The organism is Terribacillus sp. DMT04 (assembly GCF_019056395.1).
Lineage (GTDB): Bacteria > Bacillota > Bacilli > Bacillales > Amphibacillaceae > Terribacillus > Terribacillus aidingensis_A.
In genome coordinates this window covers 2,971,460-2,990,433 of the sequence record NZ_CP077639.1, presented here as the reverse complement: position 1 = coordinate 2,990,433, position 18,974 = coordinate 2,971,460, and the positions used below count along the sequence as shown (strand labels likewise).

Sequence of the window (18,974 nt, the reverse complement as noted above, 5' to 3'; positions counted from 1 at the left end):
TATGTTTGCAGTAAAAGGTCTAAAGAAAACATTCGGAGACAATACGGTACTAAAATCCATTGATATGCAAGTGGATAAAGGGAAAGTAATCGCTATACTTGGACCATCTGGATCGGGCAAAACAACTTTGCTGCGCTGCCTGAATGCGCTGGAAATTCCAGATGAAGGTATCGTTGGCTTTGAGGATCATCAAGTAGATTTCAGTCAAAAGGTGAAACAGCAAGAGCTGATTAAGCTTCGCCGTAAATCTGGAATGGTTTTTCAGTCGTACAACCTGTTTCCGCATCGTACAGTACTGGAGAACGTTATGGAAGGACCGGTACAAGTACAGAAACGCGATAAAAAGACAGTAACAGAAGAAGCGATTGAACTGCTTGATAAAGTAGGGCTTAAGGATAAAAAAGATTTGTATCCGTACCAGCTTTCAGGAGGACAGCAGCAGCGTGTCGGTATCGCCCGAGCACTTGCTATTAAGCCGGAACTCATGCTTTTTGATGAGCCAACATCCGCACTAGATCCCGAATTGATCGGAGAAGTACTGCGTGTCATGCGAGATCTAGCTGATGAAGGCTGGACAATGGTTGTTGTTACCCATGAGATTAAATTCGCTCAGGAAATTGCCGATGAAGTCATCTTTATCGACGGCGGCGTCATTGTGGAGCAGGGAGCACCAGCAGAAGTGCTCGCGAATCCGAAAGAAGAACGCACCCAGCGCTTCCTGCACCGTATATTGAATCCGACAGACTAAATAAAAACCGAACTTATGAAAATTCTTAATGAGGATTTACAGAAGTTCGGTTTTTGTGTATCTTAATACGCTACCTGCATGAACAGTTAAAGTTTTCTTGAGCGCATTAGAATGAATAAAAAATAAATATTAAACCAAATTACTTGAAGAAAGTAACCTAGTTACCGATAATAAGTATGAAGGTACATATTCTGAAAGGGGATCTGAACATGGAATTCAACAACAAAGTCGTACTTATAACGGGGGCAGCAGGTGGGATTGGCGTCGCAGCTGCTAAGAAATTTGCAGCAGAAGGAGCAAAACTGGCACTTGTAGATCTCTCTCAAGAAGCATTGGAAAAAGCAGCAGCATCCATTGATGGAGAAAAGATATTGCTAACAGCTAATGTTGCTAAAGAAGAAGAAGTAGCAAATTACGTTCAAAAAACAAAAGAACATTACGGCCGTATTGATGTCTTCGTTAATAACGCAGGAATCAACGGTGAATTTGGAGATATTGTAGATTCTTCCGTGGAGAATCTTGAAAAAGTATTAAGTGTAAATGTAGTAGGTGCTTACCTAGGAATGAAGCATGTTCTGAAGGTCATGACTGAACAGAAGAGCGGCGCTGTTGTTAACACAGCGTCTAATGGCGGATTACTTGGGGCACCTGGTATGAGTGCTTACATCGCATCAAAACACGCATTAATCGGTATCAATAAAACAGCTGCATTGGAAGTGGCTGACTATGGCGTACGCGTGAATGCTGTCGCACCATCTGGTGTAGACACCGCGATGATGCGTTCAATTGAGACAAATGCAGCTAAAGGGCATGAAGAAGAAGCTAGAAAAGGCTTTGAAGCTAGCGTTCCAATGAACCGCTATGCAACAGCTGAAGAGATTGCTGACCTGATGCTCTTCCTAGCATCTGATAAAGCATCGTTCATTACCGGTTCTTATTACCGAATCGACGGCGGACAAGGAACTACATCTGCATAATAAGCGAAAGCCAGAGCAAAAGTGTTTTCTTTATGTAAACCCAACCAACACTGCTATTCATCGCAGTATTGGTTGGGTTTTTTCTTACACAAAGGGGAGCATAGGATGCTGCAATGGTAGAAAAGCAAGCTTGTTCAGTCCATCGTATTCTAAACAGAAATTAAACAAACGTTTATTTAAACAAGAAAAAGAGCCTGGAAATAACAAGATGCATGCTTCCTAAAGGGGAATGGTGACTAGATTCATACTTTTTAATACAGCCCTCTGATGGTTGCTGCCTCTCCAAACTTTAGCTGTTATTCTCGGACAAGATTGAACTAGACTTCGAGCAGTATGCGTATTCTGATAACACGAGTGAAGGTTTTCCATAACAAAATCTGCGGAGTGTATTTCCGAAGCGATGCTCTCATCTTCGTTTCCATGCAAAAAATCCAAACAATGCTGCTGTTAATTGCAGTATAGTTTGGATTTTATATAGCTTAAACAGTTATGTCCCAGCCTTTTTACTTCTTATCGGAAGATATTGCTGATTGCTTCAATATCTTGGTCAGTCAATTTCACGTCTAATGTTTTCAGGTTGTTTATTACTTGATCCGGACGTTTTGCTCCAGGAATGATGGAATCAATACTGTCACGTGTCAGGTACCAGGCCAGAACAAGATGTGCTATTTCTGCATCTTTTTTAGCTGCAATGTCGCGAAGCTGATCAACTTTTTTCAGGTTTTGCTTAAATGCATCTCCTTGGAAGAGAGGATTTTTTGCGCGCAAGTCATCGAATGTTGTATTCTCATCATATTTACCTCCTAGCAAGCCGGAAGCGAGCGGGAAGTAAGGAACGAATGAAATATTATTTTCGGCTGTATACGGAAGCAGTTCTTGCTCTGCACCACGCTTGAATAGATTATATTCAGCTTGCAGTACATCCACGTAGCCATCAACATTTGCTTCTTTCAACTGGTCGATAGAGAAGTTGGATACGCCGATAGCGCGTATTTTCCCTTGATCTTTAAGTTCTTTCAACGCGCCGACTGCTTCTGCTTTAGGCGTCTCTTCATCAGGGAAATGGATGTAGAACAAGTCGATGTAATCTGTCTGTAAACGTTTTAAAGCACTTTCGACAGAGTCTTTTAAGAATTTCGGTGAATTGTCCATAACAGTGTTGTCACCGATAATCTTATGTGCTGCTTTTGTTGCGATAACGAGATCCTCGCGTTTCCCGCTTTCCTTCACAACTTGCCCCACAAGTTCTTCTGAACGTTCTGGTCCATAAATATAAGCTGTGTCAAAGAAATTCATACCGTTTTCAATAGCTTGGCGAACCACATCTTTTCCGCGCTCTTCATCAAGATTTGGGTATAGATTGTGGCCGCCAACTGCATTTGTACCAAGACCAATTGGATTTACATACAAACCGGATTTGCCTAATTGCACACGTTCTGCCATTTCTCACTCAGCTCCTTTTATAAGTCTATCTCTACTGTAGCAAAAGGAGACAAGCTAATGGAAAGGATTTGCTTGCGGAACTACAAGCTTGTTAGTTAGCCGTGTGCTTTTTGTTTATTTTCCTCTGTTTGTTCCATCCGTTTCTTCCATGGCCAGAACGCCCATTTACCAAGAATTGCTGTGATAGCAGGTACTAAGAATGGACGGACTAAGAAGGTGTCGAGCAGGACACCGATTGCTGTGATTGTACCAAAATGTACAAGAATTTGAATTGGCAAAGTCGTCAGTACAGCAAATGTTGCTGCCAGAATTAAACCAGCAGATGTAATGACACCGCCTGTATGGGCAACGCCATCGGCTATTGCTTGTTTAATCGGCATGGTTTTGCTGCGCTTCCAAATGCTTGAGATCATGAAGATATTATAATCCTCTCCAAGCGCCACAATGAACACGAAAGCATAAAGCGGGATAAAGCCTTGAATTGCATCGACTCCGAATCCGTAGTGCAAGATAAGCCAGCCAAGTCCTAAAGCACTGAAAAAGGACAGTAGAACGGTTGCGACAAGATAAATGGTAGCTGTAATAGAACGCAAGTAGGTTAGCAGCAACAATGTAATAAAGCCAACAACAATTGGAATGATCCATTTTTCATCATGCTTGGTAACTTGCTGCGTGTCATACTGTTCAGCAGTCTGACCGCCAATCCAGACAGTGTCCGAGCTGCCAGTTACATCTGCAACGGCTTTACGAATGTCTGGTATGTGAGCCATGGCTTCATTCGAATAAGGATTTTCCTCTAGCTCCAGCTGGATACGAACCAATTGATTGTCTGTTTCTGCTTGTTCCGGCTCCATCACAGCAGCTGCATAAGGCAAGTCGGCTAGAGTGGTTCGCACAGCTTCTGGGTCATCTGTTTGTGTGATAACCGATACAGGAGCCAATTCACCGGCATTCATATGTTCTGTTAAGATGCTGAAGCCTTCTTTTGACGGCATATCATCTGGGAAGGAAGACAGCGTATCATACGTGTACGTAATACGAGACGCCACACCAGCCAAAATACCAAGTATGATGATTGTCCCAATAGCAATTTTCCATGGATGTCGCACGACCATATTTCCGATGCTTTTGCCAAATTTATTGTGTGGCTTCTTCGTGCGAACGGGCTTTCCTTTTTTCTGTGCGCGTTTCTCCTGCATCTCTTCCGTTCTCGGAATGAATGGGAAGAAGGAGGCGCGGCCAATAATCGTTAATAAAGCTGGTACAAGTGTTAGACTTGCCAGCAGCATGATGAAGATAGCAATTCCGAACGGGATAGCGAACCGATTGATCGATCCATAATCAGCAACCAGCAAAACGAGCATGGCAACGATAACAGTTAGTCCGCTCATGGCAATTGCGCCACCTGCAGAGGTAAGTGAACGAACAATTGCTGTCTTCCTGCTCTTGATTTCCCATAGGTTTTCTCGGAATCGATTGATCAAAAATAGACAGTAATCCGTACCTGCACCAAATAATAGTACCGTCATAATGGCAAGACCTTGTGAATCAAATGAGATAAATTCTGCTTTACCTAATGCGCCAAGGATAGGGCTGATAACTAGATAGGCGAATCCTACTCCAACTAAAGGTATTAACGCAAGAATCGGAGAACGATAGATGACAAGCAAGAAGATTAAAACAATGATTACAGTACCGAATAAAAGCGTTGTATCTCCCTGTGAAAAGAGACTAACCGCATCCACTGATATGCCAGCAGGACCTGTTGCGCGGACGAGCAAATCACCGCTGTTTAGCTCCTGATTGAATGGGTTTTGCTCGAATACCTCATTTGCTGTTTCTTCGACTTGTGTTAGACCTGCTTCCACGGTTTCCGTTGCTGTGCCGCTTTCAAAGATAATCGGCATAACAAGTGTTGTCCCATCATCGGAAAGTTGCTCTTTCAAAGCGGGAATAGGTATATCTTGAAACGGCGTTACCGTAGCAGCCTCGATATCCGTATTTTGCAGCTCGGCACTGAATTGCTGAATTGTCTCCAGATCTTGATCTGATAATCCATTTTCTTGATACCATGTTAATAAAGCGGGCAGTCCGCTGTTATCCGAGAACTCCTCCTCAATAATACGAGCTGCTTCCTCACTGTTCGTATCGTTTAGGAAAGTTTCTGCTTGTGCATCTTCTTGGGAATTTGCTTGCGGCAAAGTAAGATTCAATACAAGTGCAAATACAATCCAGACCGCAACAACAACCCAACGGCCATATTTTCCACTAATAAAACTGCCAATCTTTTTCACACATCATTCCTCCTAATTAATTTATCAACTGATAAGTTATACCCGAAAAATAAAAGATTATGCGTATAATCTTTTATTTTTTTCGAATTCCGTTAAACAGGATATCGACTAGCATATTTGATTTTTTTTCTGCAAATTTGCGACGTGCTTCATAATCCTGTTTCGCTGGAGGCAGGAATGACTTCATCATTTCCAGTACAAAAAAGGATAGCTCCATCGGCGGGGCGGAAGGAAGCGACATGACATCACCTTTGGCAATCCCTTCTGTTAGTGTCTGCATGACTGGATTAAAGTAGCTGCGCATCCACCAATCCTGAATCGTTTGGCGATGCTCCTCATCAATCTCATATTGCAAATCGTGAAACATCTGTGTCATATCACCTTGATGGTTCATGATCATAAAGTAAGCGATACGCTGGATGCGCTCTTTACTGTTCGCATAATCTTGGAGTACATCCGTCATTGCTTGCTCGGTTTGCGCCATGATCGTGCGGACAACCTCCAAGTAGATGGCCTGCTTATTTGGGAAATGATGATATAAAGCTGGCTGGGTAATACCGCACTCTTCTGCAATACGTCGTGTCGAGATTGCACGGTACCCATGTGACATAAAGAGTCGTTCAGCTGTCGCAATAATCGTGCGCTGTGTTTGTTCAGCGGATACTTCTTTTTTTCTAGCCATAATAACTGCCCTCTTTAATAACTTATCAATTGATAAGTTAACTCATTTTGTTTTAAAAAGCAACGATTAGATATACTTATTGTAAAATAGAATACAAAAAGGGGGTAGTAATATGAGAAGAAAAGGATTACTTCTTTCTGCTGCTGGTGTAGTAATTGGATACGCAGCAGTTGTGACCGCGCTTGTGAACAGGGAGCTGCGCCGGATGAAGCCTTTCACAGAGGAAGAAACAATAAAGCGTGAGGCAGAGGCAGGACGTTTTAATCGAGCTGCTTATGAGGCATTGCCAAAAGAGGAATTCAGTGTTGTATCTGCTGGCGGAAAGATACATGGCACCCATTACATAGCTGACCCCGATTCTCGCTATGTGATGGTCATTTCACATGGAGTGGCAGTAAATAAATATAATTCTGTTAAATACATGGATATCTTCCTGGATATGGGTTATAACGTCGTTCTATATGATCAGCGTATGCATGGACAATCTGATGGTAGCAGCATTACGTATGGCTTTCAGGAACGGCACGATCTCGCGCAAGTAATCAAATGGACAAAGGAACGGTATGATTATGATTTGAAGCTAGGTGTGCATGGTGAGTCTATGGGAGCGGCTACAACGCTCTTATATGCTGGAACCGTTGAAGATGGCGCTGATTTTTACATTGCTGACTGCCCATATAGTGATTTTGCTGAGCAGGTCGCTTACCGGCTGAAGGTTCAATTCCACCTGCCGCGTCAATTATTTCTGCCGGCTGCTGAATGTATTGTCCAGCGTACGGACGGCTATCGCTTTCGGGATGTTTCACCGATTCATTCTGTAGCGAATATTGAGAAGCCAGTCTTGTTCTTGAGCAGTTTGCCGGATACTTATATACCAGTTCAGATGACAAAGGATCTGTATGCAAGAAAAGAGATTGGCTATAAGCAGCTGCATCTATTCCAACAAGGAGATCACGCCATGTCCTTAGCTGAAAATAAACAGGAATATGTACAAGTAGTGCAGAAGTTTTTAGATAAAATCGGAATGGAAGCTCAGCCAGTTGGCTGAGCTTTTCTATGTCGAATTTTAGCGGACAATTCTTCTAGGCTCTTCGTTGCTATCTAAAGCAAAAGGATGCTACGATAGCACATGTAAGCGGTATCCATAAGACTTATCTCGCATCACGACGCTTAGACAAAATTAGAAGTTATTCTGAGGAGGAATTCTATGAGTCAATTAGCAGCAAGTATGCATGAGAAAGTGGAGCGTTTCTTAAGTGGGTCGAAGAAGCTGTATATCAATGGTGAGTTTGTTACAAGTGCTACGGAAAAGACGTTTGAATCGTTTAACCCGGCAACGGGCGAAGTATTAGCAACTGTTTATGAGGCCGGAGCAGAGGACATTGATCGTGCTGTAAAAGCTGCGCGTGAGGCATTTGATGAAGGACCTTGGTCGACAATGACAGCTGCAGAGCGCAGCCGAGTTATGTACAAGCTGGCAGACTTAATGGAAGAGCATGCAGACGCACTTGCACAGCTGGAAACGCTGGACAATGGGAAGCCAATCAGAGAGACGACAAATGCGGACATTCCGCTGGCGATTGAACATATGCGCTATTACGCAGGCTGGACGACAAAGATTGTTGGACAGACAATCCCTGTAAATGGTCCATATTTTAACTATACAAGACATGAAGCGCTTGGTGTGGTAGGACAAATTATACCGTGGAATTTTCCGCTGCTGATGGCGATGTGGAAGCTTGGTGCAGCTTTAGCAGCTGGTTGTACGGTCGTATTAAAGCCTGCTGAACAAACACCGTTATCAGCTTTATACTTAGCAGAATTAGCAGATAAAGCAGGGTTCCCTGCAGGAGTACTCAATATTGTGCCTGGATTCGGTGAAACAGCTGGGCAGCCGCTAGTGGATCATCCACATGTGGATAAAATTGCTTTCACTGGCTCGACGAGTGTAGGAAAACAAATCATGGCCAATGCTTCAAAGACATTAAAACGAGTGACATTGGAGCTTGGGGGCAAGTCGCCGAATATTGTTCTGCCCGATGCTGATCTGACAAAAGCAATCCCTGGTGCTTTAAATGGGGTTATGTTTAACCAAGGACAGGTGTGTTGTGCAGGATCTCGAGTTTTTATTCAGAAAAAGCAATTTGACAATGTCATCTCCGATATGGCAGCGCACGCAGAGAAAATCAAACAAGGGGCAGGAATTCATGCTGATACAGAAATCGGACCACTTGTTTCGTTGGAGCAGCAGGAGCGTGTACTGAGCTATATTGAGAAAGGCAGAAATGAAGGAGCAGAACTCGTTACTGGAGGCGCAAAGCCGCAGGAGCAAGGCTATTTCGTTTCGCCAACAATCTTTGCGGACGTACGAGATGATATGACAATTGCAAAGGAAGAGATTTTCGGGCCGGTCATCTCCGCAATGCCGTATGATGACCTGGATGATTTGATTCGACGTGCCAATGACAGTGAATATGGATTAGCTGCAGGTGTTTGGACACAAGATGTAACCAAAGCGCATTACATTGCGAACAAACTTCGTGCCGGAACGGTTTGGGTGAACTGTTACAACGCATTTGATGCAGCTTCTCCATTTGGCGGCTACAAGCAATCTGGTATTGGCAGAGAAATGGGCTCATATGCATTGGACAATTATACAGAAGTGAAGAGTGTTTGGATTGGGATGGAATAAAGAAGAAGAGCCTGCGCGAGATAGCGCAGGCTTTGTTATTTGTGGACAATAATCCGAGCAACGGTGCGTAGCACTCAGCTTGATGTATCAACACGCTGCTTGGCTGTTTTTACTATCGAAGCTAATCCGCTAGCAAGAATACCGATCCCTAGCAAAAGGTAAAGCAGTGATCTGTCCATTTCAGTCCATCCTGCAATGGAAGAATAGATGATTGCTAAAGCAAATAAAACGATAATTGAGTTAAATATTATTGAGAATCTCTTATAAGATTTGTTCATAGTTATTCTCCTTCCTAGATGAGGTGTATGCGTTGTAAGTGTTAGGATGAATCATACCGATTTCTGTCACACTCTAAATATACCACATATTGGTTATATACCCACTAATGCTATAAGTGAAAGAAGGCTGAGCAATAAATAGTGATTTAGAATATAAAAGAGAGCGGGACATAACTCCTCTCTGACACAAAAAAGATCTCGGTCACCAGGAAAATGGTGACCGAGATCTTTTTTGATCTGATATTTTTTGAATTCCTTACTATACTTGCTGATCGGGCGGTGAACTTCCTGATGTTCACCGCCATGAAGGCGAATCCTAATTCGTTTTCCACTTTCTCTTTACTTCGTACCGAGAAACGAGTGAAACACAAATGAGCCTTCAGAAATCCGAAGACTGGCTCGACATCTATTTTACGTTTCCCGTAAATTTTCCCTGTTTCTTTTTCGCTGAGTAATTGCTGGGTATATGCTTTTTGTTTTTCCCATCTTTCGTTGTAATAGATTTTCCGGTTGTTTCCTTCTTTCGCTTTCGTACATTCTGCACGTAAGGGACAAGCAGTACAATCGTCACATTCATACACGCGATAATGACGCTTGAATCCAAATTTGTCGCATCTTTCGGATAGGTACCGAAACGCTAATTTCCGGTTATTCGGGCAAGTGAAAAAGTCGCCTTCGGCATCGTAATCCCAGTGAGCTACTTGGTAAGGATCTTGTTTATATTTCTTTTGCTTTTCTTTTCGGTAGTGATTATAGGTGATGAGAGGGATGCGCTTCCGATTATTTACCACATCATCATAATTTTGCTCACTGCCATATCCGGCATCCGCGACAATATAGTCGGGCAGCTCAAAAAAGTCCCGTTCAATCTTATCAAGGAAAGGGATGAAAGTTCGCGTATCCGTAGGATTCGGGAACACATCATAGGCCAGGGCATATTGACCTTCAGTAGCCAGCTGCACATTGTACCCAGGTTTAAGCTGGCCATTTTTCATATAATCATCTTTCATGCGCATAAAAGTGGCACCATGGTCAGTTTTGGAGTAGCTATTTCTGTCTCCGAAGATTTCCATGTCGACCTGATATTTTGATTTCCGTTTAATGAAATCATTGACTTGCTTTCGGTACTGTTTTGGTGCTTTACGTTCGGAACGAAGCTGCTTGCGTTCGGCAGTATCATCACTTGCTTCTATGCGACGATCGTATTCCTGCACTTTTTCGTCCAGTTTTTCTGCTACTTTTGTTAACTCTTCGCCCGATAGGGCTTCGGGGTTCTCCAGCTCGATTGCGGGGATAATTTCCTGCTCCAACAGTTCTTCATACATCTGAGCCGATCTTTCCACCAATTGCGTACTGTATTTCTCAGTGGACTTCCGCCATACAAAAGTAAACTTGTTGGCATTTGCTTCGATTTTGGTGCCATCAATAAAAATGGCTTCTTCTTCAATGACTTTTTCTTGAACCAGCTGGCTGCGAAATTGGACAAAGCACTGGCGTAAGAGTTCTTTTACGTGAGGGTTCACACGGAATCGGTTGATGGTGCGATAGCTGGGCTGATAATCTTGGGCAAGCCACATCATGCGTACGCTGTCTTGAAGTAATGACTCAATCTTACGGCCCGAGAAAACGGATTGCGTATAGGCACATAAAATAATCTTCATCATCATGCGAGGGTGATAAGCAGGGTGTCCGGTTTCCCGACGGAAACCGTCAAAAGCTTCATCTGGAATACTTTCTACTAAATGGTTAACGGTAAAAGCAATATCATTTTCAGGTAATTTTCTTTCCAAATCTAGAGGTAAAACGACTTCACACATGGTATAATGTTTAAACATAAGGACCCTCCTCTTTTGTGTTTTGTGTCGTAACTTAATTCTATCAGAGGGGTCCTTTTTTTGCTTCTATAAACGATACATTAACGATAAAAAGATGAGGCAGACATCTCCGAATTCTCGGAGACGCCTGCCTCATCTTAATTACTCATTTTTTGGGTTTTGTCCCAGTCTCTTTTATATGTATTAAATTGAGATGTCAAGCATCCGCTCTGGAAATACACATCCTACTAATAATTAACCATTTAGAATAATGGCTGCTGCTTTGTTAAAAATGTTTACGATACCAAGCTGCGGCAGCTTGAACTTCTGTTTGCGTTAGGCTATGGCCGTTATTTTCCCAGTGGATAGCTGTATCCGCACCTGCATCTTGAAGCATCTGTTCTAGGTCAGTTGCTTCTGATTTGGGACAAATAGGATCATTTGTACCTGCTGTAATCAGTACAGGAGTACCTTGCTGCTGTGCCAATGTGATATTCCGTCTAGGTACCATCGGATGATGGAGGATGGCTCCTTTTAGCGGATTGGAATAGTGATATAACAGGCTGGCAGCAATGTTAGCACCATTTGAATAACCTGCGGCGATAATATTATTTCGATCAAAGTCATATTTTTCTGCGGCTTCATCGAGAAAGCTGCGCAGTTCTTCTGTGCGAGCAATTAAATCTTCTTCATCGAATACACCTTCAGCTAGTCGTCTGAAAAAGCGCGGCATGCCATTTTCAGAGACATTTCCACGTACACTTAATACACCCGCCTCTGGATCAATCATATCAGCGAGCGGCAGCAAATCCTGCTCTGTACCACCTGTGCCGTGGAGCAGTAGAATTACCGGTTTGTCTGCTTGTTTGGCAGGTTTGAATATATGCTTCATGCTTAACTCCTCCTTTATTTGTCTGCTGAGGTTCCCTCAGCATAAAAACCTAGTGTTTTAATTTGTTCAATAACTTGTGCTTTTTCATTGTCATCCAGACCGGACAAAATACTATGAATCGCTTGTTCATGTTTAGGGAAGTAATCTTTCATGAAAGCATGTCCTTTTTCAGTCAGTGTGGCAAAGGTGATGCGTCTATCGTCAGCGCACGGACGTCTTCTAATCATTTCCTTCTGGACAAGGCGATCTACCACATAGGAAATACTGCTGCTGGATAATAATACTTTACTGCCGATCTTCTGTATTGGCTGGTCGCCTTTGTGAAACAGCAATTCCAATACAGCAAATTCTGTTAAATTAATTCCTTGTTTCTTGATATCTTCTTCAATGCGTTTCTTAATGGACTGAAGAGCCCTAGTCAGAACTACAAATAGCTTCAAAGATAAGCCGATGTTGTCAGTAGCCATAGTCGTCTCGCTTCCTTTATCTCGAATTCGAGATAATTATATAAAAGAATTCGCTTGTTGTCAATAAAGGGAAGAGAGCCGGTAATACCGGCTCCATGTTAGTTTGCTTGTTCTTCAAATAGCTTGGCAATCTCAATGATCACATTTGTTGCTTTTTCCATATTATCAACAGAGATATATTCAAACTTTCCGTGGTAGTTCTCGCCGCCAGTGAAAACGTTTGGTGTTGGCAGGCCTTTATACGAAATTTGGGATCCGTCAGTTGCTCCGCGAATTGGTTTGATGACTGGCGCGATGTCTAATCGTTTCATCGCATCGGATGCAATATCGACAATCTCCATAACAGGTTCAATTTTCTCTCGCATGTTATAGTACTGATCATGCATATCAAGTTCAATACTTTTTTCACCGTATTCTGCTTGAATTTCTTTTGTGATTTCTTCGAATAAAGCTTTCTTCGCTTCAAACTTATCACGATCATGGTCACGTAAAATATACTGCAATTTTGTTTGTTCTACATCTCCTTGAATGGAGAGTAAGTGGAAGAAACCTTCACGTCCTTCAGTAAATTCTGGTGCCTCATCTTCTGGGATCTTCCCGTTGAATTCCATGGCGATCTTCATGCTGTTCACCATTTTATTTTTAGCTGTGCCCGGATGCACATTGTTTCCATTAAAAGTAACCTTTGCAGCCGCGCCGTTGAAGTTCTCATATTCTAATTCACCTAACGGACCGCCATCCATTGTATAAGCATACGTTGCGCCAAATGCGTCTACATCGAATTTATGTGGGCCGCGGCCAATCTCCTCATCAGGCGTGAAAGCTACACGAATTTTTCCGTGTTTGATTTCTGGGTGTTGGATCAAGTACGCCATTGCTGTCATAATTTCTGCAATTCCCGCCTTGTTATCGGCACCAAGAAGCGTTGTGCCATCTGTTGTTATTAGCGTGTGCCCTTTATAGCTTGGCAGCTCTGGAAAATCTGCTGCAGATAGTACAACGTCCAGTTCTTTATTGAGCGTAATGTCATTTCCATCGAAATGTTCAATTACTTGCGGATTAACATTTTTACCTGTAAAGTCCGTTGCTGTATCCACATGAGCCATGAAGCCGATTACTGGAACGTCTTTTTCTGTTGTAGCTGGGAGTGTTGCCATGACGTAGCCGTTTTCATCAATGGTGACTTCCTCCATTCCGATTTGCTTTAGTTCTTCCACCAGCATTTTCGCCAGTTCAAGCTGACCGGGTGTTGAAGGCGTTGCTTCCACATCCTCATTAGATTGTGTATCCACTTTTGCATATGTAGTAAGACGGTCAATTAATGTCTGCTTCATCATCTTCATCTCCTTTGGTTTATATTGCTAGTGTAGCACGAAAGGCATTCTCTGAAACAGCTAGCAGAACCGTGTATAATAGGTGGAAAAGAAAATGGGGGAAATGTCATGCGTATTGTAGTTGTTGGCGGCGGCATTGCCGGAGCGAGTACCGCCTACCACCTCGCTCGAGCAGGAGCAGAAGTAGTACTAGTCGATTCCAAAGCGAAAGGGCAGGCAACAGCTGCCGGGGCGGGTATCATCTCCCCGTGGCTGTCAAAACGAGTACGGATCAAAGCCTATTACATACTGGCAAAAGCGGGAGCTATCTATTATCCGAAATTGCTGGAGATGCTGAAAGAAGATGGGCAAGCGGATGTCAGCTATAAGCAAGTCGGAGCATTATATGTAAGTGCAAGTAAAAAGCGGTTGGATGAACTAGAGAAACTTGCGTATAAACAACGATTGGAAACACCTGAGATCGGGGAAATCATACGCTTAGGCCCAGAGGGCGCAAGGGAGAAATTTCCGCCGCTCCGGGAAGATATGACAGCTTTATATCTGGAAGGAGCGGCAAGGGTTGACGGACGGCAGCTGCTCCAGGCGCTGCTTGAGGCAGGAGAGCGTCATGGCGTTCGTTACGTGCAAGGGCATGCAAGCTTGCTGCACGAAGGAACGGATAAAGTAACAGGCGTGCGTATCAAGGAAGAAATGATAAAAGCAGATCACGTTGTTGCAGCTGCTGGGGCTTGGATTAATCAATTTTTGGAGCCGGTTGGTGTGAAACTGCCGATTGAACCTCAGAAAGGTCAGATTATGCATATGCATGTTGATGCTGACACAAGTGAATGGCCTGTTATCATGCCAAAGAGCAGCCATTATATGCTCGGTTTTGATGGCGGGAAAGTAGTAGCCGGCGCCACGAGAGAAGTACATTCAGGCTATGATACAAAACAAACAGCCGCCGGCATGCAAGAGGTGCTCCGAGAGGCCTTAAAAGTAGCACCGGGTCTTGCACAGGCAGAAGTAACAGAGTTTCGTGTCGGTCTTCGCCCGGCGGGTCCTAACCCATACCCAATCTTAGGAGCAGTGAAAAAGGTGACTGGATTGCATTTAGCAGCTGGATTTGGCCCAGCCGGACTTAATCTAGCGCCTTACGCTGGAAAGATGGTGGCAGCAGAAATACTAGGAAAGCCAGATGATGTAGAAATAACGCCTTATTTATTTTAAATAAACTGCGATTAAAACGAAGGGAGGGAAGAGATGGTATGCTGCGAAAGAAAAAGATATGGATTATCGGAACGGTTATAGCGGCAGTCGGTTTCTTGATTCTTATGGGCAGTCTCTTTTCCCCGGAGATAAGAGCTTTTATGGATGCAGACCAAAGTGATAAGCAACCGGAAATACCTTATCCGAATAAGGTGGCTGCGGTGAAAGATGTTGTCTATCCGACGGAGAACTACGATGGCAGATTGGATTTTTATTATCCGATAGATGCGGAAGGAACACTGCCAATTGTTATTTATATTCATGGTGGCGGCTGGGTCGGCGGGGACAAAGCCTCACAAAATCCTTTCACAATGTGGATTGCCTCCAAAGGCTATCTCGTTGTGAATGTAAATTATGGATTGGCACCTGAATATAACTTTCCAACGCAGTTGTATCAGTTAAATGATGCGATACGTTTTGCACTGAGGGAAGCTCCAAACTATCATGGCGATACAAATCAAATTTTTGTCGGCGGTGGTTCGGCGGGAGCGAACTTGGCTGGTATGGTGGCAGCCATGGCTACTAATCCAACGACGGAATCAGTTGTGGAAGAGAATTCCGCCTTACAGCCGGATCAGCTGCAAGGAGTTCTGCTTTATAATGGAGTTCTGAATTTGGAAGAGGCACAGCAGACAGGCTTCCGTAATATGACGACATTCCTCTGGTCTTATACGGGTAATAAAGATTACATGCATGATCCAAGGCTGCGTGATATGTCACCGGTATTCCAGATTACACCCGACTATCCGCCGACATTCATCTCATCGGGTGAAGTAGACAAACTGCATCCGCAAAGTGTAGAAATGGCAAATGAATTAGAACAGGCAGAAGTGGAAGTAAACAGGATGTTCTTTGATGATTCTCACCCTGCTGCAGGTCACGAGTATCAGCGAAAATTATATTTGGAAGAAGCGCAATACAGTTTTGAGAAGATGATCGACTTTCTTGAAGCGCATTCGAAATAACCTTTGCATGGTAACAGATTTAATTAAGTATAGTCAGAAAGCTCTTCCGTTAAAGGGTTACTTTATATAATATAGTTTTTTGATATAATAAAAGAGTGTTCCTCACAGAGGAACACTCTTTTACAGATGGTTAATTTTCGAACACTCACGTGAGTGCGTACTAATCAACCCATCAATATTTCGGTCGCTCACATGAGCGCGTATTAATTGTGAAATAATAATACTATATGCATTATACCATGTCAACTGAAAATGGAGGGAATACATGAAACAAGAACCTCTGAATATGGAGAAAGTTCGTATTTTTTTTGATGAAAGTGGTAGCAACAATATTAAACAACGTCCTACACTAATGGCAGGGTTATTAATTCCTGAACCAATCTATCAAACAACTGAATACAAAGAGATGAATAGTAAATTAAAAGAACGTAAATACATGCCTTTGCACTGGACTGAATATTCGGGATACATGCCCTTAAAAAGAGACATCATTTCTGTAATCGATATATTTATAAAATATTCTCGCGTATGTAAGATGAATATTATAAATTACGATGAAACTTCTCTAAGAGAACGAAGAAAATTTTATGATGACAAAGACTTGTCTAAGAGAATGATTTACACGAAACTTCCTGAAAGAATATTGTATGGATTGTTAAGAAACTATGGTAAAGACGTTAATATAAAAGCGGAATTATATATTGAAAATTCTTCTACCTATACCAAATTAGAATTAGATAAGATATTAGTAGATCAACTAAATACACAGTCAATGTATAGAGGGGAACAATTTAAAGTAAGTGACTGTAACCTTACCCCAAAGAAAAATGAGATTGGAGTTGAAATTGTAGATTTGTTAATGGGGTTTGTCAGAACTATAATACAAAACAAAAAAGAGAGATTGAGCAAAGGAGAGAGAATGAGAAACGCTCTTGTGTTGCAATTTCTTGAAAGCCCTATATTCTATTCATTTCTTAGCGACATAAAATATTATGAATGGCAAAGTTCTAGAGAATTAACTAATGTTAGGTTTAAGGAGTACGTGGATTTATTTCTAGCATCACATTACTCCACGTGTGAAAAAACACGGGGAAACATGTCGACAAAGAATTGGGAGTTTCTAAGAAGAAGATCGAGTCATAGAAGAAGAAAGTAATCTAGAAATCTTACTCTGGCACTTGAAATGGAATGGCGGTTACTGCTTGTCTTAGAAAGCCAATTATACTAAAAAAAATTATGTTCAAATAGATGTGATGAAGCGCATTCGAAATAACCTCAGCTCTCATGCTGAGGTTATTTTTTTATTAACCTATGGAATTATATGTAAGTTATCTATATAATTAGAAAATATAGAAAAGGGGGAATACAATGCGTTTTAGGGATTTCCATCCGAATATAAAGATACGACTCATAGAATCATTCGTGTCCAGCTTAATCGGCAGTATGGTGATGCCGTTTATGACCATTTACTTAGCGATGCATTTCGGAGCAAAAGTGGCGGGTATTCTGCTGCTTGTTAATGTGTTCTTAGGCATTGGGATGTCTTTGCTAGGCGGATACTTCAGTGACGTCTTTGGACGGCGCAAAATCATGCGCTGGCAGAGTCACTTCGACTCATCGCCTTTTTTATGATGATGCTAAGCAATTCACCATGGTTTGAATCACCAGCTATTACATATAGCATGGTTATGCTGAACAGCCTTTGCTGGGGATTAGCCGGACCAGCTAATGATGCTATGCTGATTGACGTCAGTACACCTGATCAGCGTCGCTTGATTTATTCAATCGGATACTGGGCTAGCAACTTATCGGTTGCTTTAGGTGGTATTGCCGGTGCCTTTATGTTTGAGAACTATTTATTTGAATTATTTATGGCACTAACGATTGCTGCTGCTGTGACGTTATGCATTGTTTACTTTTTCATATCAGAAACGTACTTCCCAGAGAAAGTCGAGGTTAAGCCACTGCAGCATATTACGCATATAGTTGGTACTTACCGGAATGTTATGCAGGATCGGCTGTTTGTTTGGTTCATAGCAGGAGGCATACTTGTTTTAAGTATGGAGTTTCAGCTGACAAGCTATATCGGCATTCGACTGTCAGAAGAGATGCCGACGCAGCAGTTTCTGTTCTGGGAAGTAGATGGCGTAAAGATGATGGGTTTCTTGCGAAGTGAAAATACCATTCTTGTCGTCCTGCTTGCGCTGTTTACTGCCAAATTAATTACAGGGATGAAGGATCGATTCGTACTTGTTACAAGCTGCCTTGTTTTTACAATGGGTTATGCAGCGCTTACGTTCTCGACAAATGTTTGGGTGTTGTTCATTATGATGGCTGTGCTAACAATTGGCGAGGTATTTCGGGTGCCTGTTGAGCAATCTTATATGGCTGCTATTCCGCCGGATGATAAGCGCAGTGCTTATATGGCTTTTGGGGGCTTGCAGTATAACCTAGCTATGCTGATTGTTTCCGTAACTGTAACCCTTAGCGGATATCTGCATTCCATCATCATGGGCATATTGCTCACATTGATTGGACTGGCTGGAACCTTTATCTTATTCAGAATTACACCTAACCTAGATAGAAGGAAACTGGAAACGGAACAAAAAGTGGGTTGATTTCGGCAGGTACGTACACAATCAGACAAAAAGGTACATGCATAAAATAAGATAGAAAGGAGCAGAACGTAAAGAGAGGGGTAGGCACATTGATACCCGGAGGAAGAAACAATGATCAAATCTCACGAGCAGAGCTGTTAGAAATGCAATTGAAAGTTCGAGAGGATTTCCAAGCTGAAATCGATGCTATCAAGGAGGATTTGGTTACGATTAATGAGCGGCTGCTGCCGGTGGGAAAGTGGCTGGAAAATATCGAAAATCATACAGAGAAGATGGCAGAGACGCTGGAAAAGCAAAATGACGCACAAAATCAGGTAATGGAGAAACTGTGTGAGCAAGAGATGAAAATACAGGAGATACAATCGAATAACAGCTTTAAAAAAGAAAAGCTGCGCGTCAAAGGTGCTGTACTGATAAGTGTGATTTCTATATTTGGTGCTGGTTCCGGCATTGGCATGGTAGTTGGTAAACGCTTGACGGAACTGTTATTCGGCAATTAGACAGCCGTTCTGCTCCTTTTGT

The 18,974-nt window shown here is 42.5% G+C and carries 18 protein-coding genes; 10 read left to right on the top strand and 8 right to left on the bottom strand.

What is annotated here, in order from left to right:
* Position 1: 1 nt before the first annotated feature.
* Together KS242_RS15475 and KS242_RS15470 are read left to right on the top strand one after the other, a co-directional pair.
* Positions 2-748, top strand: coding sequence for an amino acid ABC transporter ATP-binding protein (locus tag KS242_RS15475; RefSeq protein ID WP_217322154.1), 747 nt, complete (start codon positions 2-4; stop codon positions 746-748).
* Between the two features lie 209 nt (positions 749-957).
* A complete protein-coding gene (locus KS242_RS15470; protein ID WP_217322153.1) occupies positions 958-1,725 on the top strand; it encodes an SDR family NAD(P)-dependent oxidoreductase in 768 nt (255 codons plus the stop codon).
* A 510-nt stretch (positions 1,726-2,235) separates the two neighbouring features.
* On the opposite strand, the gene KS242_RS15465 is transcribed toward KS242_RS15470, so the two are convergent.
* From KS242_RS15465 to KS242_RS15455, 3 genes are all read right to left on the bottom strand, one after another.
* Positions 2,236-3,168 carry an aldo/keto reductase gene (locus tag KS242_RS15465; protein ID WP_217322152.1) on the bottom strand — a complete coding sequence of 311 codons (933 nt, stop codon included), beginning with the start codon at positions 3,166-3,168 and terminating at the stop codon, positions 2,236-2,238.
* Between the two features lie 95 nt (positions 3,169-3,263).
* Positions 3,264-5,462 (bottom strand): MMPL family transporter, encoded by a 2,199-nt coding sequence (locus KS242_RS15460; protein WP_217322151.1) that lies wholly within the window; start codon positions 5,460-5,462, stop codon positions 3,264-3,266.
* 73 nt (positions 5,463-5,535) lie between these two features.
* A complete protein-coding gene (locus KS242_RS15455) occupies positions 5,536-6,144 on the bottom strand; it encodes a TetR/AcrR family transcriptional regulator (protein ID WP_217322150.1) in 609 nt (202 codons plus the stop codon).
* Positions 6,145-6,256: 112 nt separating this feature from the next.
* Here KS242_RS15455 and KS242_RS15450 point away from each other — a divergent pair, with 112 nt between their 5' ends.
* A complete protein-coding gene (locus tag KS242_RS15450; RefSeq protein WP_217322149.1) occupies positions 6,257-7,192 on the top strand; it encodes an alpha/beta hydrolase in 936 nt (311 codons plus the stop codon).
* 159 nt (positions 7,193-7,351) lie between these two features.
* Complete coding sequence (locus KS242_RS15445) at positions 7,352-8,836, top strand: aldehyde dehydrogenase family protein (RefSeq protein WP_217322148.1); 1,485 nt, start codon at positions 7,352-7,354, stop codon at positions 8,834-8,836.
* A gap of 74 nt (positions 8,837-8,910) precedes the next feature.
* Here KS242_RS15445 and KS242_RS15440 read toward each other — a convergent pair whose 3' ends face one another.
* From KS242_RS15440 to pepT, 5 genes are all read right to left on the bottom strand, one after another.
* Positions 8,911-9,114 carry a hypothetical protein gene (locus KS242_RS15440; protein WP_217322147.1) on the bottom strand — a complete coding sequence of 68 codons (204 nt, stop codon included), beginning with the start codon at positions 9,112-9,114 and terminating at the stop codon, positions 8,911-8,913.
* A gap of 146 nt (positions 9,115-9,260) precedes the next feature.
* The gene (locus KS242_RS15435) at positions 9,261-10,949 is read right to left on the bottom strand and encodes an IS1182 family transposase (protein WP_217322146.1); all 1,689 of its coding nucleotides are present in this window, start codon (positions 10,947-10,949) and stop codon (positions 9,261-9,263) included.
* A gap of 265 nt (positions 10,950-11,214) precedes the next feature.
* The gene (locus KS242_RS15430) at positions 11,215-11,820 is read right to left on the bottom strand and encodes an alpha/beta hydrolase (RefSeq protein ID WP_217322145.1); all 606 of its coding nucleotides are present in this window, start codon (positions 11,818-11,820) and stop codon (positions 11,215-11,217) included.
* 14 nt (positions 11,821-11,834) lie between these two features.
* On the bottom strand, positions 11,835-12,287 hold the full coding sequence (locus KS242_RS15425; RefSeq protein WP_217322144.1) for a MarR family winged helix-turn-helix transcriptional regulator: 453 nt from the start codon (positions 12,285-12,287) through the stop codon (positions 11,835-11,837).
* Between the two features lie 98 nt (positions 12,288-12,385).
* Positions 12,386-13,621, bottom strand: coding sequence for a peptidase T (gene pepT, locus KS242_RS15420; protein WP_217322143.1), 1,236 nt, complete (start codon positions 13,619-13,621; stop codon positions 12,386-12,388).
* A gap of 108 nt (positions 13,622-13,729) precedes the next feature.
* On the opposite strand from pepT, the gene KS242_RS15415 reads away from it, so the two are divergent.
* From KS242_RS15415 to KS242_RS15395, 6 genes are all read left to right on the top strand, one after another.
* On the top strand, positions 13,730-14,830 hold the full coding sequence (locus KS242_RS15415; RefSeq protein WP_217322142.1) for an NAD(P)/FAD-dependent oxidoreductase: 1,101 nt from the start codon (positions 13,730-13,732) through the stop codon (positions 14,828-14,830).
* Between the two features lie 38 nt (positions 14,831-14,868).
* Positions 14,869-15,834, top strand: a complete 966-nt coding sequence (locus tag KS242_RS15410; protein WP_217322141.1) for an alpha/beta hydrolase — start codon at positions 14,869-14,871, stop codon at positions 15,832-15,834.
* A 265-nt stretch (positions 15,835-16,099) separates the two neighbouring features.
* Entirely contained in the window at positions 16,100-16,990 is an 891-nt protein-coding gene (locus KS242_RS15405) for a DUF3800 domain-containing protein (protein WP_217322140.1), read from the top strand.
* Between the two features lie 212 nt (positions 16,991-17,202).
* Positions 17,203-17,466 (top strand): hypothetical protein, encoded by a 264-nt coding sequence (locus KS242_RS18125; RefSeq protein WP_254391733.1) that lies wholly within the window; start codon positions 17,203-17,205, stop codon positions 17,464-17,466.
* Positions 17,463-18,452 (top strand): MFS transporter, encoded by a 990-nt coding sequence (locus KS242_RS15400; protein WP_254391732.1) that lies wholly within the window; start codon positions 17,463-17,465, stop codon positions 18,450-18,452. The genes KS242_RS18125 and KS242_RS15400 overlap by 4 nt, the downstream gene beginning before the upstream one ends.
* A gap of 89 nt (positions 18,453-18,541) precedes the next feature.
* On the top strand, positions 18,542-18,952 hold the full coding sequence (locus KS242_RS15395) for a hypothetical protein (RefSeq protein WP_217322139.1): 411 nt from the start codon (positions 18,542-18,544) through the stop codon (positions 18,950-18,952).
* Positions 18,953-18,974 lie beyond the last annotated feature (22 nt).

What these genes read in the sequence shown, in the direction of transcription:
- KS242_RS15400 (WP_254391732.1), top strand. Translation starts at nt 17,463, where the DNA reads ATGATGATGCTAAGCAATTCACCATGGTTTGAATCACCAGCTATTACA.
- KS242_RS15470 (WP_217322153.1), top strand. Translation starts at nt 958, where the DNA reads ATGGAATTCAACAACAAAGTCGTACTTATAACGGGGGCAGCAGGTGGG.
- KS242_RS15455 (WP_217322150.1), bottom strand. Translation starts at nt 6,144, where the DNA reads ATGGCTAGAAAAAAAGAAGTATCCGCTGAACAAACACAGCGCACGATT.
- KS242_RS15445 (WP_217322148.1), top strand. Translation starts at nt 7,352, where the DNA reads ATGAGTCAATTAGCAGCAAGTATGCATGAGAAAGTGGAGCGTTTCTTA.
- pepT (WP_217322143.1), bottom strand. Translation starts at nt 13,621, where the DNA reads ATGAAGCAGACATTAATTGACCGTCTTACTACATATGCAAAAGTGGAT.
- KS242_RS15475 (WP_217322154.1), top strand. Translation starts at nt 2, where the DNA reads ATGTTTGCAGTAAAAGGTCTAAAGAAAACATTCGGAGACAATACGGTA.
- KS242_RS15425 (WP_217322144.1), bottom strand. Translation starts at nt 12,287, where the DNA reads ATGGCTACTGACAACATCGGCTTATCTTTGAAGCTATTTGTAGTTCTG.
- KS242_RS15435 (WP_217322146.1), bottom strand. Translation starts at nt 10,949, where the DNA reads ATGTTTAAACATTATACCATGTGTGAAGTCGTTTTACCTCTAGATTTG.
- KS242_RS15410 (WP_217322141.1), top strand. Translation starts at nt 14,869, where the DNA reads ATGCTGCGAAAGAAAAAGATATGGATTATCGGAACGGTTATAGCGGCA.
- KS242_RS15465 (WP_217322152.1), bottom strand. Translation starts at nt 3,168, where the DNA reads ATGGCAGAACGTGTGCAATTAGGCAAATCCGGTTTGTATGTAAATCCA.
- KS242_RS15430 (WP_217322145.1), bottom strand. Translation starts at nt 11,820, where the DNA reads ATGAAGCATATATTCAAACCTGCCAAACAAGCAGACAAACCGGTAATT.
- KS242_RS15450 (WP_217322149.1), top strand. Translation starts at nt 6,257, where the DNA reads ATGAGAAGAAAAGGATTACTTCTTTCTGCTGCTGGTGTAGTAATTGGA.
- KS242_RS15405 (WP_217322140.1), top strand. Translation starts at nt 16,100, where the DNA reads ATGAAACAAGAACCTCTGAATATGGAGAAAGTTCGTATTTTTTTTGAT.
- KS242_RS18125 (WP_254391733.1), top strand. Translation starts at nt 17,203, where the DNA reads ATGCGTTTTAGGGATTTCCATCCGAATATAAAGATACGACTCATAGAA.
- KS242_RS15440 (WP_217322147.1), bottom strand. Translation starts at nt 9,114, where the DNA reads ATGAACAAATCTTATAAGAGATTCTCAATAATATTTAACTCAATTATC.
- KS242_RS15415 (WP_217322142.1), top strand. Translation starts at nt 13,730, where the DNA reads ATGCGTATTGTAGTTGTTGGCGGCGGCATTGCCGGAGCGAGTACCGCC.